At 38.7% G+C, this 15,633-nt stretch carries 16 protein-coding genes and 1 riboswitch; of the genes, 6 read left to right on the plus strand and 10 right to left on the minus strand.

The features are described from left to right. Positions 1-26: 26 nt before the first annotated feature. Positions 27-2,246 (minus strand): TonB-dependent receptor, encoded by a 2,220-nt coding sequence (locus LDB17_RS11715; RefSeq protein ID WP_252636972.1) that lies wholly within the window; start codon positions 2,244-2,246, stop codon positions 27-29. 105 nt (positions 2,247-2,351) lie between these two features. Continuing rightward, positions 2,352-2,447, minus strand: a riboswitch (TPP riboswitch). A gap of 150 nt (positions 2,448-2,597) precedes the next feature. On the opposite strand from LDB17_RS11715, the gene LDB17_RS11720 reads away from it, so the two are divergent. Both LDB17_RS11720 and LDB17_RS11725 read left to right on the plus strand, forming a co-directional pair. Next, positions 2,598-3,146 carry a hypothetical protein gene (locus LDB17_RS11720; protein WP_252636971.1) on the plus strand — a complete coding sequence of 183 codons (549 nt, stop codon included), beginning with the start codon at positions 2,598-2,600 and terminating at the stop codon, positions 3,144-3,146. Continuing rightward, positions 3,143-6,484 (plus strand): AAA domain-containing protein, encoded by a 3,342-nt coding sequence (locus LDB17_RS11725; RefSeq protein ID WP_252636970.1) that lies wholly within the window; start codon positions 3,143-3,145, stop codon positions 6,482-6,484. Before LDB17_RS11720 ends, LDB17_RS11725 begins: the two co-directional genes overlap by 4 nt. A gap of 314 nt (positions 6,485-6,798) precedes the next feature. On the opposite strand, the gene recA is transcribed toward LDB17_RS11725, so the two are convergent. Genes recA through LDB17_RS11745 form a run of 4 tightly spaced genes read right to left on the minus strand, consistent with a single transcriptional unit; the run spans position 6,799 to position 9,474 of the window. Beyond that, on the minus strand, positions 6,799-7,821 hold the full coding sequence (gene recA, locus LDB17_RS11730) for a recombinase RecA (RefSeq protein WP_135104902.1): 1,023 nt from the start codon (positions 7,819-7,821) through the stop codon (positions 6,799-6,801). Between the two features lie 29 nt (positions 7,822-7,850). Next, complete coding sequence (gene bcp / locus LDB17_RS11735) at positions 7,851-8,315, minus strand: thioredoxin-dependent thiol peroxidase (protein WP_135104903.1); 465 nt, start codon at positions 8,313-8,315, stop codon at positions 7,851-7,853. A gap of 12 nt (positions 8,316-8,327) precedes the next feature. Further along, positions 8,328-8,855 carry a hypothetical protein gene (locus LDB17_RS11740; protein ID WP_252636969.1) on the minus strand — a complete coding sequence of 176 codons (528 nt, stop codon included), beginning with the start codon at positions 8,853-8,855 and terminating at the stop codon, positions 8,328-8,330. A 43-nt stretch (positions 8,856-8,898) separates the two neighbouring features. Continuing rightward, entirely contained in the window at positions 8,899-9,474 is a 576-nt protein-coding gene (locus tag LDB17_RS11745; RefSeq protein WP_252636968.1) for a TIGR00730 family Rossman fold protein, read from the minus strand. 306 nt (positions 9,475-9,780) lie between these two features. Between LDB17_RS11745 and LDB17_RS11750 the strand changes: the two genes are divergently transcribed. Continuing rightward, positions 9,781-10,260 carry a surface-adhesin E family protein gene (locus LDB17_RS11750; protein WP_252636967.1) on the plus strand — a complete coding sequence of 160 codons (480 nt, stop codon included), beginning with the start codon at positions 9,781-9,783 and terminating at the stop codon, positions 10,258-10,260. 44 nt (positions 10,261-10,304) lie between these two features. On the opposite strand, the gene LDB17_RS11755 is transcribed toward LDB17_RS11750, so the two are convergent. Continuing rightward, positions 10,305-10,694, minus strand: coding sequence for a hypothetical protein (locus LDB17_RS11755; protein WP_252636965.1), 390 nt, complete (start codon positions 10,692-10,694; stop codon positions 10,305-10,307). Positions 10,695-10,935: 241 nt separating this feature from the next. Here LDB17_RS11755 and LDB17_RS11760 point away from each other — a divergent pair, with 241 nt between their 5' ends. Together LDB17_RS11760 and LDB17_RS11765 are read left to right on the plus strand one after the other, a co-directional pair. Further along, positions 10,936-11,247 carry a hypothetical protein gene (locus tag LDB17_RS11760; RefSeq protein ID WP_252636963.1) on the plus strand — a complete coding sequence of 104 codons (312 nt, stop codon included), beginning with the start codon at positions 10,936-10,938 and terminating at the stop codon, positions 11,245-11,247. Positions 11,248-11,378: 131 nt separating this feature from the next. Beyond that, the gene (locus tag LDB17_RS11765; protein WP_252636961.1) at positions 11,379-12,332 is read left to right on the plus strand and encodes an NAD(P)-dependent oxidoreductase; all 954 of its coding nucleotides are present in this window, start codon (positions 11,379-11,381) and stop codon (positions 12,330-12,332) included. An 8-nt stretch (positions 12,333-12,340) separates the two neighbouring features. Here the strand turns inward: LDB17_RS11765 and LDB17_RS11770 are convergent, their stop codons facing one another. Next, positions 12,341-12,709, minus strand: a complete 369-nt coding sequence (locus LDB17_RS11770; protein WP_252636959.1) for a YccF domain-containing protein — start codon at positions 12,707-12,709, stop codon at positions 12,341-12,343. A gap of 159 nt (positions 12,710-12,868) precedes the next feature. Between LDB17_RS11770 and LDB17_RS11775 the strand changes: the two genes are divergently transcribed. Then, on the plus strand, positions 12,869-13,258 hold the full coding sequence (locus LDB17_RS11775; RefSeq protein WP_252636957.1) for a lipocalin family protein: 390 nt from the start codon (positions 12,869-12,871) through the stop codon (positions 13,256-13,258). Between the two features lie 47 nt (positions 13,259-13,305). Here LDB17_RS11775 and LDB17_RS11780 read toward each other — a convergent pair whose 3' ends face one another. From LDB17_RS11780 to LDB17_RS11790, 3 genes are all read right to left on the minus strand, one after another. Further along, the gene (locus LDB17_RS11780; protein WP_393925036.1) at positions 13,306-14,304 is read right to left on the minus strand and encodes a hypothetical protein; all 999 of its coding nucleotides are present in this window, start codon (positions 14,302-14,304) and stop codon (positions 13,306-13,308) included. A 187-nt stretch (positions 14,305-14,491) separates the two neighbouring features. Further along, positions 14,492-14,920: a lipocalin family protein gene (locus tag LDB17_RS11785; RefSeq protein ID WP_252636953.1), complete on the minus strand. Its 429-nt coding sequence runs from the start codon at positions 14,918-14,920 to the stop codon at positions 14,492-14,494. A 35-nt stretch (positions 14,921-14,955) separates the two neighbouring features. Then, positions 14,956-15,615, minus strand: coding sequence for an oxidoreductase (locus LDB17_RS11790; protein WP_252636951.1), 660 nt, complete (start codon positions 15,613-15,615; stop codon positions 14,956-14,958). Between the last annotated feature and the right edge of the window lie 18 nt (positions 15,616-15,633).

Below are 15,633 nucleotides of genomic sequence, written 5' to 3' on the forward strand. Positions count from 1 at the left end.
CATCCCACAAAGTAAATCAAAATATATCAAAACCGATATCTTATCTTGCCCATCACGTTAGCACCTGCCTGAGGGAATAACCCTTTATAAACTTGTTCTGTTCCATCTGCAAACTTATATGTATCCACCCATGCATTTGCATTATACATTACATTTGTCAGATTATTTATAAAAAACTGGAAGTCAAATTTCCCTACTTTCTTCGCATCCAAGGTGTATGATGCAGCAAAGTCTGTGATGAAATAGTCTGACAAACGGTTATCAGGGTTTGAGGTATTGTCATAATACATTCTGCCAACGTACTTGTTGATGAAAGAGAAGCTTATATCTTTTTTTTCGAATGGCTTGAATGTAACTGTAAAGCTGCCCACAGTATTTGGTGAAAATGAAATGTCGATAGATTTGAATGTTTCTGAGATCTGCCCTAAGCTATTCCAGTCTGTTTGATTATCATAGTAAGCGTAGTAAACAGTATGATTCTTTATCTTGTTACGGCTCAGAGTTAAGTTTCCGGCTAGCTGTAGCCAATAGTTTGGTGTATAAGACAATGCCAGTTCTATCCCGGTACGATAGCTGTCGGGTACATTTTCTTGCAACTTATAACCAACGTCGTTCAACTTTCCGGTCTGCACCAATTGGTCTTTATAATTCATGTAATAAAGATTGGTACTGAAAGCTATTGTCGCATTAGCATATTTGTAGCCCAGCTCATAGTCATACAACCTTTCGGATTTGATAGGGATTCCTCCTTCTTTGAGAGATTCTTTAAGATCGGCCCGCAAAGGTTCTCTGTTGGATATACCCAACGATCCGTAAATCTCGTTATAATCCGCAAAGCGATAAGATATTCCCCCTTTTGGGTTAATAAAACTGTAGTAGTTTTTGCTTGACAGATTTGTGAGATCATCGTCGATACCTTTCATGCGATAGTCTACATAGCGCTCTTGCACTTCTGCAAATATCGACAGGTTGGTCATCGGTTTGTATTCTGTTTTCAGGAAAACATTCATATCTTGTTTATCGGCATCATTTCTATACCATTCGTAACCAACAGGTATATTCTGGTTGAACTTTACCCAAAGCAATCTTCCATAATGAGTACCATCATAATAGCTGTACATGCTACCTAAGGTGAAGTCAAACTTGTCTTTTTCCCATTTCAGATTTACCCCTCCTACATACAAATGATTCATCATCAGTTTGCGACGTATAAGATCTGATTTCTTGTAAGTAGTACCATCTACAGTCTGATTTTCGAGTCCGAATTCTGAAAATTTACGCCCTGTCTTGTAATTTTCGTAATAGCCATAACCATGATTGTAACTCAAGTTTACATTCAATGTCAATGCGTTTGTTAGATAACGGGTATAGATCAACTGTCCGATATTCGAATAGTAGTTATCCGTCTCGTTATCATAATAGCGTGTATTGCCATTGTCGTCTTTGTATTCTCCTGCCGGGTTGTATCGCCTGTTTATAGCCAGCATGCTCGGATCGATACCTTCCCATGTAATGCCGGTATGCTGTATTCCGTTCATATAAATCAGCCGTATCAGCTGCCTGTCGGAGTAGTGAGATAGGGCGGCATAGATATTCTTATGGTCTACCTTTCCGTTACGGATATACCCGTCACTCTTTACGTAAGAATATCTTGCGTCTAACGACAATCCGCTTTTCATAATGCCTGTACCTGCTGCTCCCGACAATAATAGTGTATTGTATTGTCCGTAGGCTGTAGATATGTCGGCATAGGGTTTGGGTTTTCCTCCCAGCGTTTGCATCGAAATACTAGCCCCGAAAGAGGCCGCACCGTTGGTAGATGTTCCCACTCCGCGTTGCACTTGCATACTTTGCAATGAATTTGACAGATCCGGCAAATTGACCCAGTATACTTCCTGACTTTCAGGATTATTCAGAGGCATCCCATTCAGGGTGATATTAATACGGTTGGCATCAGTTCCACGGATGCGAAACGATGTGTTGCCTACAGCCGTTCCTCCTTCTGTATACGAGACTACAGATGGAAGAGTTTGCATTATAGCCGGAATGTTTTTTGCGGCATTGTCTCCTTTTAGTTGTTTTTCGGTCAAGCTAGAGTATGCTACCGGAGCATCCTGACCTACACGTGTTGCAGACACAACAACTTCATCTAGTTTTACAACTTTCAAACTATCTGCTTTTTGTTGTGCGAAAATCCCCATTCCATTTATCAATATTATGGAAAGAGAGAGAAAGACCTTTTTCATTTAAAATATAAATTTTGCCAGACATACGTAAATATGTCCTGATGTTAAACAAAAAAGGGGTTTTGATAAGATAATTTCCCGAATGTTAAAGATATGCGTGTGCGCAATTGCATATTTCTCTATCCCTCCGCCGGCATTACCCGGATCAGGTTTATGGGTGTGATCTCAGCCCGTTATTTTAAGGCACCCCTAAGATTTCGTTGTCAAAGATAGATATTCTATTTTGATATATAACAAGCAGTCACTTATAAAAGTTTTCTATATCTATTATTCCCGATGTTACAAAACCTCATTTTCATAGTCATATATATAAGATAAAATTATTTAACTTTGTCACTAAATTATTTAATTATGAAATACTATATGAACAAGCTTTGCGTAATCTTATTCACTCTCCTCGTTTTAGTCGGATTTTCATCGTGTGAAACAGATGATTATATATCAAGGACAAATCTCAATTGTGAATTCCAATCATATACTAACAAAACCGGATTTTTCTCCAGTAATGGAGGAGGTAGTTATACTTTCAATGATTTGCCCGGTCTGGGAAATGGCTCTATAATTGGGATGGAATATCAAGGAACCGAATTGGTTATCACCGGAGATTTGCGTTATGGAGATGTTATTCGTGATTTGTATATCGATGTAGAAGGTATGACTCCTTTTCTTTTTTCGCCAAAGATAGATGTGTTGAAAGACTATGAGGTAATGGTATTCGATACCGCTAAAGATCCTGAATTTTATGATTTCATGAATAGCGTTATGCGCAGATTCTATAATCAAGGGGGGATAAATGTTATTGTTGATGGATATCTTACAAATAGGGCAGGTATCCCTATTAATGGTACGAAGATAGAGATATCCCTTAAAAGTTATCTTGATGTAAGATTGCGGGAATGATAATATCTGTATCCGATTATCTCTCCGAGATACAACAGATAGATCAAACCAATCTATCGCTAAGAAATAAATATATCTGCCTCAAACAGATACTGGAAAGAAGCTGCAAGGAAATCACTAAAGGTGAATCTTTGCAGTTTCCTTCTTTATTTTCTCGGCTGGTCTTCATCTCTCAGAAGTATGATTTGCCTAAGCGTATAGAGTGGCGGTTACATACAATTCGTATCAGAAGTTCTTTTCTGCAAAGAGATGAAAATAATCTGATTACGCCCAAGCAATACGACGATGCGAAACAAAGCATAGAGTTATTTTACGGATTCTTACAAGGTGATCATAGTCTCGAAATACCCAAAGAAGCCGAACAGGAGGATAACAAAACCTTACCGCTGGATAGGCTGCGTGTGCAGGTGCTGGACATAGATAGAGAAAATGAGTTGCTGATCTGTCAACCCGAGACTTTACCTCAAGAAACATTAGCTGTAAGATACAATGTTTCTGCTAACGAAATATTCAACCCTACTATCTGTCGCTTGTGGGTTGGTGCTCAGCTAAATTTGCTAGATGTAAAAAAGGACGGACACGGCTGTTACATTCCTGCCTTATTTGTACTTGAGCCCGACTATCTGATCGATGCTTCGGCAATGGCAGAGTGTTTTCAATCGTATGGTAATTCTCACTTGCATTACTTCCGCCGAAAGTTTGAGCCGAATGCGAATTCTCATTATATACTGTTAGGAAATCTGGCAAACTTCTTTCTCGATGAGCTTATCTATGCCGAAAATCCCCGAACACTGAAGTTTGAAGATGTGTTTCTGAAATCTTTCCGTCAGATGCCCTTCGAATATGCATCATGCCAAGACATAAAGGATAATCAGGATTTTCGCAACTTCATGTCGAGAGCAGAAAGCCAGTTTAACAATATTCGGCGAGTAATAATAAACGATATGCCCGCAAATGGCTTTGATACTACCCTGTGTACCTTAGAGCCTTCCTTCTTTTGCGAGAAATACGGTTTTCAAGGACGGCTCGACCTGTTGCAACTCTCCGATGAGGAGGATGGTGCAGACCGTATCATAGAATTAAAGTCGGGAAAGCCGCCTTATCCTCGTGAAGATGTAACAAAGATCGCTTCGAACCACGAAACGCAGACAGCTATCTATCGGCTGATGATACAAAGTGTATTTAACAAAGATGCACGTCATATCTATCCTACGATCTTATATTCGAGTGCTGACAATGCCGGAGAGAATATCCGCTTTGCTGCCAGATACCAACGCTTGGAGAAAGAGATTATCAATACTCGCAATCTGATTGTCGCTACCGAACACGACTTGTATTCGGGTGATGTGCAAACGGTAGAACAAATATTCAAAGAGCTCTTCAGTTTAGATAATTATGGCAGAGTACCTCAGTTCTTTATAGATAAGCTAAAAGAGCTGGAAGACGTTCTTACTAAATCATCTGCATTAGAAAAGATATACGCCTATCGCTACATCAACTTTGTGGCAAGGGAGCTATACTTGCAAAAAACAGGAGATGAGAATTTTGATACAGCAATGAGTGTCTCTGCCCTGTGGAATACAACTTTCTCCGAACGCAAAGAAGCTTTGGATCTGATCTCTGATCTCGAGATTGAAGATATAGACGACAGTGGTCGGGATATGGTGATCCGATTCAATCGATTAGCACCTCAAGATTGTGTAAACTTTCGGGTAGGAGAAATCTGTATCTTATATCCGAAGCAAGATGAGGAAGATACGGTACTCACCAACCAAATACTAAAAGGCACAGTCGTAGAAATATCATCTCATTCTGTCACCCTCCGTTTTAGATACAAGCAGCGAAACAGAGCTTTCTTCTCTCGTTACAGGCTTTGGGCGGTAGAGCACGATAAGCTCGATCATGGGTACAATGCTATGTATAAAAGCCTATTTGCCTTTCTCTCTGCACCTACCCATAAGAAGGAGCTCTTGCTCGGACTTAAAGAGCCTCACACTATCTATGCGAACAACTGTTCCGACAAAGAACTGACTCAAGAGGAGAGGGGCAAAAGCGTTATAAACAAAGCCTTGTCGGCTGATGATTACTTCCTTATCGTAGGACCTCCCGGTACAGGTAAGACGTCCATATTTGCACGGCAACTCATCGAGCGTCTTTATGCAAAAGAAGATAGCAATATCCTTGTTATGGCATATACCAATCGTGCTGTAGATGAGCTGTGTGCTGCTATCTGTGAGGCTTTCTCGGAAGATGACTCTGTGTGCGACCGATATATCCGTATCGGTTCGGAACTATCATGCGGAGAGGCATATCGCCACCGACTGTTGCAGAATATCTCATATAAAGCTACAAACCGCAAAGACCTTTTACAGGCAATCGCCTCAACTCGGATATTTGTAGGAACATTAGCGTCTATCATGGGTAAGCCGGAACTATTCGATCTGAAACATTTTGATGTGGCAATTATCGATGAGGCTTCACAAATATTGGAATCTCAGATAATAGGGCTACTTCCACAGTTTGATAAGTTTATTATGATTGGTGATCACAAGCAGCTGTCTACTATAACATTGCAAGATGAATCCCGATCGAAGGTCGATAGTAGCATTTTAAATGATATTGAGCTTTACGATTGCCGTGAATCTCTTTTCGAACGGCTGTTTCGTATTTGCCAAAAACAAGGATGGATGCATGCCTATGATACACTTACATATCATGGACGTATGCATCAGGATATTGCACGTCTTGTAAATGCTCACTTCTATGACAATATATTAAAGATCGCAACCGAGAGGCAGCAAGCCGACTTGAATTATCCTTCTTTTGATCCGAATGATCCATATCAGACCATGATATCAAACAAGCGGGTTTGCTTTATCCCTGTCAGAGAGATAGATGATGCAAGTGTATCCGATAAAACGAACGATGCCGAAGCCGAAATTGCTGTCTCCTTGTCAATCGCTTTACTGGATATCTACAAGGCTAATAATCTTCTTTTCGACCCTCAAAGAACACTTGGTATTATCACTCCATACCGAAATCAGATAGCCCTGATAAGAAAAAAGTTCGAAGAAACAGGTATAGCCGAATTGTCTGATATTATGATCGATACCGTAGAGCGTTATCAAGGCAGCCAGCGTGATGTGATTATACTTTCCTTCTGTTTCAATAAAGCTTACCAACTCAAAAACTTTTGTAGTATGAACCGAGAGGGAACAGTAGATCGTAAACTCAATGTTGCTCTTACCCGTGCACGTGAGCAGCTCTTTCTGATTGGTAACGATTATATACTGCACCAACATCCGATATATAGGAAGATACTACAACATATTACATGAATTCTCTATAAAAAGGTGACAGATGTCACTTTTTTAATTTTAGGTTTAAGCTGTTTATTGATAGTTGTATACGTCGTGTTTTGAAAGCAAAAGGTGACAAAAGTGACACTATTCTATTGCTTTTTTATGTGTAACCTTTTATATACCTCTGTCTTTCATTAAAGACAAGAATTATGGGTCGATAATATTCGGATACATCCTTTATATAAGATAAATAGAAAGAGATATGATAATAAAAGAAGCTGTTTGAAGAGCAAAATATAGTTTTACTCTTCAAACAGCCTCTTCGCTATTCCTAGATTGCTTTGCTTATATTAGTGCTTTTCTTTCAATGCTTCGAAGATTAAGCCTGCTATCTCTTCTGCCAACTCAGGATTGTCTTTTATCACTTCTTTTGCCGACTCACGTCCTTGTGCCAGTTTGGTCTCATTGTAGCTGTACCACGAACCGCTTTTCTTGATGATACCAAGTTCTGCACCAAGGTCTATGATTTCTCCCGAACGAGAGATACCCTCACCGTACATGATATCGAATTCAGCTTTACGGAAAGGAGGCGCAACTTTATTCTTTGCTACCTTCACGCGTGTCTGGCTACCTCTTACCTCATCTCCGTCTTTCAATTGTCCGATACGGCGAATATCGAGGCGTACAGATGCATAGTATTTCAGGGCGTTACCTCCGGTAGTTGTTTCGGGCGAACCGAACATGACACCGATTTTGTCGCGCAACTGGTTGATAAATATACAGATGGTGTTTGTTTTGTTGATCGCAGCAGTCAGCTTACGTAAAGCCTGCGACATCAAACGAGCCTGCAATCCCATTTTAGAATCGCCCATCTCGCCTTCTAGCTCTGCTTTAGGGGTCAGTGCGGCAACCGAGTCGATAACAATGATATCGATAGCCGAAGAACGAATCAATTGCTCTGCTATTTCGAGAGCCTGCTCACCGCTGTCGGGCTGTGATATATATAGGTTTTCGATGTCAACTCCAAGTTTTTCGGCATAAAAACGATCGAATGCATGTTCAGCATCCACAAAGGCTGCTATACCTCCTGCTTTTTGCGCTTCGGCTATAGCATGTATAGCCAGGGTTGTTTTACCTGACGATTCGGGACCGTATATTTCGATCACCCTGCCGCGAGGATATCCACCTACACCAAGTGCAGCGTTCAGGGCTATAGAACCTGTAGAAACAACAGCTATCTCATCGATTTTATCATCGCCCATCTTCATTATCGAGCCTTTTCCGTAGCTCTTCTCTATCTTGTCCATTGCAGCTTGCAGAGCTTTCAGCTTCTCTGTGTTTGGGGCTGCTTTTTTTTCTTTTTCTTCTGCCATTATTTCTCTTTGATAATTATATAAAACTTTTATTTATTTAGATCTAATATTTGTTGAGCGTGCTCTTTCGTTTTTATTTCCTTCGGAGTTATTATTTGCTCTATAATGCCCGATTCGTTTATCAGGAATGTAGTGCGAAATGTGCCCATGTATTTACGTCCGGCAAGTGTTTTCTCACCCCATACACCGAATTGCTCCACAAGCTTTTTATCTGTATCGGCAATCAGCGGAAAAGGCAATTGTTGCTTTTCTATAAACTTCTGATGCGATTTTTCGTTGTCGACACTAACGCCCAGTATTTGGTAGCCGGCTTTTCTGAGTTGCGAAAAGTTATCTCGCAAACTACAAGCCTCAGCCGTACAGCCCGGGGTATTGTCTTTCGGATAGAAATATAATACAAGCTTACTCCCTTGATAGTCGGATGCTTTTACTTCTTTTCCGTCCTGATCGATTCCTAAAATTTCAGGTATTTTATCTCCAACAGTAAGTGCCATATTTATATTGTTTTATTTTTGTATATAGAATGTCTTTTCGTATTCGCTTTTTTTATCTCTAACATTGTTTCTCAGGTCAATAGCTTCGTTCGATATATCTGTAAACTTAGCCGATGCTTTGTTGTACACTATAGCGTCGGTGTTTGCATCATCGCCGAGTGTTCCCAAATGTTCCAGAGCAATAACCTTGTCTTTTACAGCACTGAGGTATGCCAGTACTGCCAGTTGGTAACTCTCTCCCCCTTTGTATATCGGAGTCTCTTTTACGGTCGTCAGGTATTTATCGATTTCCTCCAGAGTTTCTATTCTGTTTTTCGTGAGGTTAGCATTCGATTTTTTATCCCACACATCTTGCACCAATTTTTCATATCTGGAGTATGCTGCATCACTGTAATTGACAGCATCTAGTAATAAATAATTGTAATGCGTTTTCGAGTCTCCTTTGTTTGTCTTTTCTACAATACGTTTTGTTACCGTCTGGGCATTTACAATTGTAACTGATCCCAGCATTGCCACTGCAATGAATAAATACTTTTTCATACTAAGGTGTGTTTTGTTTAGTTTGTATATTAATATTGAAGGATTATTTCACTTCAAACCATTTGTCATTGGCCGGAGGTATATAATCTTCCATTTTTTTCAGCAAACTGCCAATATTACCATCTATCAACAAAAGATCAAGATATTCATTTTTCAGGAAACCATTTTTGATCATTGTTTTCGACATCGTAATAAGCGGATCATAATATCCGTTGGTATTTAATACTGCTATCGGTTTTTTGTGTAATGCCAATTGAGCCCAAGTAAGCATTTCAAATAATTCGTCCAAGGTTCCGTATCCTCCCGGTAAAGCTATAACTCCATCGCTGATCTCGTTCATTAAGGCTTTGCGCTGGTGCATTGTTTCTACGATATGAATCTCTGTCAGGTTGGTATGCTCCAACTCCTTGCTTTTCAGAAATTCGGGTATAACACCTATTACTTCTCCACCCTCGCTTAGTGCGCCATTGGCTACATATCCCATAAGCCCTACGTGTGCACCTCCATATACGATGCCATAGCCTTTTTGTGCGATTGTTTTTCCGAGTAGGGTTGCTTGTTCTGCAAAGATTTTATCTGAACCTGAGGCCGAGCCGCAGAATATTGATATATATTTCATTATTAATTTATAAAATTAAAAATCCAAAGAAATGTATGGATACATACATTCGCTAAAGAGTTTTCAGCAAAGATGTTTTGTCAATGCAATGTTTTCGTTTCGCTTATCTTATCATAGCAAAGATAATAATATTATTAGATAAAAAATGATATGTAAACCTGATGTTGAAAACTATTTTATCAGAGAATTAGATCAAAGACTGGCATTACTTTCTGCTTATTTTGTAAGTTTACATTTTCTATTTATAAATAGGCTTCTGTTATTTTATAAAGAATATTACTAATGTGCATTAAATTAAAAATGAGGATGAAATATATATTAATCACAATTATAGCCGTATTGTCTTTTTCGGCTTGTCAGACCTCCCGTCAGGTTGGAGCCGGTATTTATGGTTGGCACAATGTAGCCGTAACCGAAGATATGGAAATTTATACAGATACCCTCAATCTGAAACAAGACGGAGCAGTGTCTTACGCCTACGAAAAACGAATATACACATCTACCGAAGCTCGTAAGGCCTATGTGGATAAAATAAGAGACAGGTATGTGGCGATGAAAAAGCCGGAAAAGGCGGAGAAATGGAACGATTTCAGTTATTGTATTTATTATAGTATGTACGATTGTTCAAACAGACGCTTTAGAGTCTTATCTGTAGAAGATTATGACTCGTCAGGTAAACTGATTCAGAAAACAGTCACATCCAAAGATAAACTGAGATGGCTAGAGGTGAATGCCAAAACTGTAGGCGATTACACTTTCTTCTTTGTTTGCGATTACGGAAAGTGATTTAGATGATTGATAATAGGATTTTACCGAATGTGGTTTACTGGTCAGTCCGATTCTTTCTCTCTGATACGAACCAGCCTCATTATAATCTTATTGGGATCATCCTTATCTAAGATGGTTAGGACATCGTCTTTTAGCACAAACGTTTCTGTCCTTTGTTTTCCCATTCTATCCGTAACAGTAATGAGATTGTTGTTGATCGTATAAAAGCCTAGGCATTCTGTTTTGCTGACAAGACCATTCGTTTTTATTTCCAGATACATAGAATCTCGGTCTATCTTCAACTCCGGAGCTACGATGGTATCTCCGTTTACTATAATGGCAGTGTCACGGTTGTGTTCCATTTCTACAGCCCAACGCCCCTCCAATGTAGGTTGAGTGCTGCATGCCATCAAGATAGTTAAGAAGGAAAAACAAAAAAGTAAATGTTTCATCAATATACGGCTTTAGAGGGGTTGAAGGTAGGAAAAAATAATCAGAATCTATATAAAATGGTTTTGCATTATAAACTTTCTTAATTCAAAAATCAGGCTTTATTCATTGTGTTTAACTATACTAAAAAAGGAATATACAAGTTATTTAAAGTAAACAAATGCATTTAATTGATTGTTATCATTATAAATATCTTATATTTGTTAATAATAGAATTATATAACACATAAATTACAGCACATTATGAAGGGATTTATTTTAGGTTTAGCTGTAGGTGCACTAGGTGTATATGCAGCATTGAAACTATCCGATGAGGAAACAAGAGAAGAATTACGCACAAGAGTAAACAGCGCTACGGATAAAGCGAAGTCAGACTTAGACTATGGGTTGGCTGTAGGCAAAAGCAAGGCTTTGCGTGTAGGTGTGAAAGCAAGACAAGAAGTAAGAAAAGGAAAACAAAAAATAAATGAAGTTACTGGCGAAGTGGCAGGAAAACTCGCGAATGAATTGTCGGAAATAGAAGCAAAGGCTAAAGCAAATGCAGCAAAGGCTTAACTCCGTTTGTTTTACAATATAGAGAAAGAGATAATCGTATGGTTATCTCTTTTTTTGTGTAGATGGCTTTACATGTTTCTGTAACATGGGGAAATATTTCATATATTTATATTTCGAACAAAAATTGCACAATGAAGAAAATTGCTATCACCGGGGCTGCCGGAAACTTAGGAGGGCTCTTAGCTCAGGAACTTCAACACAAAGAAAATGTACACCTGAATTTGCTGATACACAAAAAAGATGTAGCCGAGAATCTGAAAGGTAAGAACAATGTATCTGTGTTTCGGGTTGATCTGGCAAGCCCCAAAACATTGGGAGACGCATTAGCCGGAGTTGATGTGGTTGTACATTTTGCAGGGGTTTTGTTTAAGGCTAAACCCGAAAAGTTTTTGCCAACTACAAACACTCTATACTTTAAAAACTTACTCGATGCAGCTATACAGCAGAAGGTGAAACGTATAATATTGATTAGTTTTCCGCATATTGAAGGAGAATGTACTCCCAACAATCCCGCAACAGGGCACTTGAATGGAAATCCTGAATCGATGCATGCCCGTACCCGCCTCGAAGAAGAAAAACTCTTGTTCAGCTATGGTGAGAAATATAGTATAGAGGCTGTTTCTCTGCGGGTAGGAATGGTCTACGGCAAAGGGATACTGATGATAGATGCTGCACAGTGGTTTGCTCGACATTGGCTTTTGGGCGTGTGGCGGAAACCTACATATATTCATCTTATTTCGAAAGTGGATTTTGCAGACGCCACGATTGCCGCAGCATTGAGGCCTGGTATCAACGGAATATATCACATTGGTGACGAAGGAGTGCAAACCTTACAGCAATTCTTGGACGAAATTACTGCTTATAAAGGGAATCACAAGCCTTGGCGTATGCCTGTGTGGATGATAATGGCTGCTGCAAAAGGGTTTGAGCTGTATTCATCTTTGTTTGGCACACAGAGCCCTCTCACAGTAGACTTTGTCAAAATAGGGATGGTTTCATACTACGGTGATACCCGTCGTATGAGAAAAGAATTATTGCCCGAGCTGAAATTTAAGACTTATCGGGATGGGATAGAGCTGTTTTGACGATTGGTTTATCTGATCTCTTTTCCAAAAGGTACAAGAGCCAAATGTATCAGTTTAAAATGCTGTTTTCCAAAAGGAATACCTATTATTGTGATACAGAGAAGAACTCCCCAGAACAAGTGTGTAAGGGCAATCCAGAATCCTCCGATTATGATCCATATAATATTCATCACCAGATTGAGGCAGCCCGGAGCAGAGTCTTTCGATTCAACATGGCTCCCGAATGGCCATATTGCAAGTATTCCCAGCTTGAAAGCTTGTAGTCCGAAGGGAATGCCGATGACGGTCAATAGCATAACAAATCCGGAAATGAAGTATTCGATGGCTATCATAAAGCCTCCGCAAATCAACCATATTATATTCCCTATTGTTTTCATACGTAACTTGTGCTTAAAGGTATTTAAATAAGATAAATAAAATCAGTTGAACAAATATAGCAGGATTTTGTAAAAGCAATAAGAATATTCTGACTTTTTATGGAGCGAATGTCTCGTTAATGAAAAATAATTTGTTTTTTTGTGGTAAACATGGAACGAATGTCTGTTAGATTGATAAGCCTTGTCGGTTTTATTTTTGCTTTCCTATTCTTGGTTAGTTGCAAGCCCTACAATAGCGATGAGGTAAATAACCAGATGATACAAGGAAAATGGCAGCTTGTGGCTGTGGAATCGAAAAGAAACGATTCGGCAAACCTAGACCTGAATCAGCAAGATGTATATTTATACTTTAATGGAAATAAGTGTACGCAGGAAATTGTCGGACTTGTAAAGTCGGACTATACCTTTATAATACATAATTTTACACTGATGTTGTATAAAGATTCTGTATTCGATAATAAGCTTGATATATACACTTTAACTGTCGACTCTTTAGTTTTTAAGCAAGGAGGAGACAGGTCTCTAAAATATAAAAGAACAGGACTGTAAGTTTGCCTGTTCTTCTATAATTTGTGTATGTATGTGTATGATGCTTTCTAGTCTATCCTTCTGAGGAACCTTCTCATTTCATATATTATGTCAGGTCTGGCATCTGTCCTGAATTTGTTGAAGCTAATAAAAGAATCAAATTCTTTATTCGTAGACGAATCCGTTCTTTTTTTCCAGTCCGTAACCCAAAGGAAAGGTGCTGTGGGGACATAATTTCCTAGTGTATCAACAGCATTGTCTACAAAGTAATAAACAATATCGTCAACGATTTTTACGGGATATTTACCTGTGATTTGTACTCCATCATTATCCGGATCACGGAAATCTATATTTACCGATGTCTTTCCATTTCCCTCGTCTTTGAAGGTGTATGTGTTGCCTTTCAGCTTAGCCAGCGTTTCTTTCGAATAAGTAGCGTCGTATACGCCATTAGCCAATAACTGATAATCATATACTTCCCATTTTCCGAGCAGGCTGCTATATTTGCCCTTAACATCTACTTTCTCCATATTGGGATGTATATTAGGCGCTTTTTCTATATTTCTCATCGATCTGCCGTCTTTGATCTTATAGCCATCTACCGTAAAGTGTTTGAATACAGTAAAAGCCTCCTTGTTTTTATAAAATATAGAGATTGTTTCGGTATTTACAAAAGAAGTATCTCTTCCGTTATGTCGTGTAACGTTCATGGTGATCAGACCATCTTTTACATCATAACTACCTTTATCTATAAGTTCATCCAGTACATTTGAGTTTTCGAATGTATAAACGCCTTTCGAGTCTATATAGAATTTGTTTATAAATCCGTCATAATCTACTGATCTGAAATTTGGATATGCCGATTCGGACCCATCTTCTTTGACTTTAATTACTTGTTTCTCCGAGTTATATATTTCCCATGTGCCCAACAAATCATCCTTGGTAAGTTCGGATGGGGGAATTGTTTCGTTATTGGGTCCGGGTTTATCGGGGGTGTCACCGTTGCAGCTGCTTAATCCTATAATAGTACATATTAAGGGAAAAATGAAAAGTAGTTTTTTCGTCATTATCATTTGGAGAACGTTTTGTATAGTTTATGCCTGTTTGCTGTGCAAAGATATAATAATATCTGCAAATGAATGAAATGTATAGCTTTGTTTTTGTTTTATTTAATTGTATTCTATTTTTTTGGCCTCTTTGCTTATAGTAAACGTATTTTTTTGTAAATTATTGTTTGGGAATATTAAAGCCGCTTTATTCGTTCTGCTTTTGCCTTTTCAGTATAAGAGGATAAGAAAAATCGTAATCGGAAACGGATAGTCTCATTATTCCGTTTTTGATGGATCGTATTTGTAACGACAATTTTTTTGGTGTGAGTTTTTTAGTATTGCTGTTTTGTGGGAATTCAAAATAAGTAATGTCTATGCTGTTTTTCTCAATCAAATATTTTCCTGTAATATTGAAAAGAATGACTCCGTCCATCGATTCTCCTAAATGAAAAGTATAATCATCCTTGAATATGTATATATAAGAATATTCCGACTCTGAATATTGCCCCGGCTTGTCTGTTTCTTTTACTTCTACCCATCGTCCGGCAATGTCGCTTTTTGTGTAAGAAACATCCTGTCCAAAAAGGTGAAGAAAAGAGAATGAGAGTAAGCAGAATAGTAGAACCTTTTTCATACTACTTAGGTGTTAAGATATGCAGAAGTGAAAACTTATTTCGCAATATCTGTTATTTCGTCCGAACGGTATACATGAAGCCCTACTGTATTCTGTTGAGCAACTCTATACATGGCTTCAGCTACATCCTTCGCTTTGATAGGACGGTATTTTTTTAATTTGCCTGTAAGAAATATGGAGAATATTTTCATGGCAAAACTCAGTGCTTTTTCTCCAAGCCGAAATTCTTTCCTGTTACCTTCCAATAACGATGGTCTGAATATAGATATAGACTGGAACGGCAATTTCCTTAGCTCTTCTTCGCACTTGCCTTTTATCCGTAAATAGAAGTTGCTCGATTCCGGATTAGCACCAATGGCTGATATTATCGAAAATTGCTTTATTCCATTTACCGCAGCTACCTTTGCAAACTGAAGAGGGTAGGTAAGGTCTACTTTTTTGAATGCTTCTTGGCTTCCGGCTTTTTTGATGGTAGTTCCCAAACAGCAAAACATATCGTTTCCTTCCATGTAATCCTTATACGAGTCTACGTCGTCGAAGTCTACGATATGCTGAACCAGTTTGGGGTGCGATATTTTAGTCTCGCGACGTACAAAACATATCGTTTTATCGTAGATGTCACTATTTAATAGTATTTTCATCAGATGAGACCCCGTCAATCCGGTACTTCCTATCAAAATTGCAGTTTTTGCCATCTCTTTATCCTTTTGCTT

Origin of the sequence: Dysgonomonas sp. Shenzhen-Wh21 (assembly GCF_043392705.1) — a bacterium.
Taxonomy (GTDB): domain Bacteria; phylum Bacteroidota; class Bacteroidia; order Bacteroidales; family Dysgonomonadaceae; genus Dysgonomonas.